This is a genomic window from Streptomyces sp. NPDC029956 (genome assembly GCF_055574655.1).
This window is the reverse complement of record NZ_JBVHZJ010000138.1, coordinates 1-1,140: the sequence shown is the minus strand read 5'-3', so window position 1 is coordinate 1,140 and position 1,140 is coordinate 1. Positions and strand designations below refer to the sequence as shown.

Here is a 1,140-nt window from a genome sequence, read left to right as displayed (position 1 = left end):
CCCTCCGAGGAGCACGACATGCTCCGGGAGTCGGTGCGTGCGCTCGCGGAGGCGAAGATCGCGCCGTTCGCCGCGGCGGTGGACGAGGAGGGCCGGTTCCCGCAGGAGGCCCTGGACGCGCTGGTCGCCAACGACCTGCACGCCGTGCACGTCCCGGAGACCTACGGCGGCGCGGGCGCGGACGCCCTGGCGACGGTGATCGTGATCGAGGAGGTCGCCCGCGCGTGCGGCAGCTCCTCCCTGATCCCGGCGGTCAACAAGCTGGGCTCGCTGCCGGTGATCCTGTCCGGCTCGGAGGAGCTGAAGCACAGGTACCTCGGCCCGCTGGCCAAGGGCGACGCGATGTTCTCCTACGCCCTGTCCGAGCCCGACGCGGGCTCCGACGCGGCCGGCATGAAGACCCGCGCCGTGCGCGACGGGGACTTCTGGGTCCTCAACGGCGTCAAGCGGTGGATCACCAACGCCGGTGTCTCCGAGTACTACACCGTGATGGCCGTCACCGACCCCGACAAGCGCTCCAAGGGCATCTCCGCCTTCGTCGTGGAGAAGTCCGACGAGGGCGTGTCCTTCGGCGCCCCGGAGAAGAAGCTCGGCATCAAGGGCTCCCCGACCCGCGAGGTCTACCTCGACAACGTCCGCATCCCCGCCGACCGCATGATCGGCGCCGAGGGCACCGGCTTCGCCACCGCGATGAAGACCCTCGACCACACCCGCATCACCATCGCCGCCCAGGCCATCGGCATCGCCCAGGGCGCCCTCGACTACGCCAAGGGCTACGTCAAGGAGCGCAAGCAGTTCGGCAAGCCCATCGCCGACTTCCAGGGCGTCCAGTTCATGCTCGCCGACATGGCCATGAAGCTCGAGGCCGCCCGCCAGCTCACCTACGCCGCCGCCGCCAAGTCCGAGCGGGTCTCCGCCGGAGGCGACAAGGAGGACCTCACCTTCTTCGGCGCCGCAGCCAAGTGCTTCGCCTCCGACGTCGCCATGGAGGTCACCACCGACGCCGTCCAGCTCCTCGGCGGCTACGGCTACACCCGCGACTACCCCGTCGAGCGCATGATGCGCGACGCCAAGATCACCCAGATCTACGAAGGCACCAACCAGGTCCAGCGCATCGTCATGGCCCGCAACCTCCCGTAA

General features: G+C 69.6%; 1 protein-coding gene. It reads left to right on the top strand.

Going from position 1 to position 1,140, the window contains the following annotated elements; all coding sequences use genetic code 11:
- Positions 1 to 1,140: acyl-CoA dehydrogenase family protein (locus ACZ4XX_RS40300; protein WP_468512780.1), on the top strand; the 1,140-nt coding region annotated here is incomplete at its 5' end.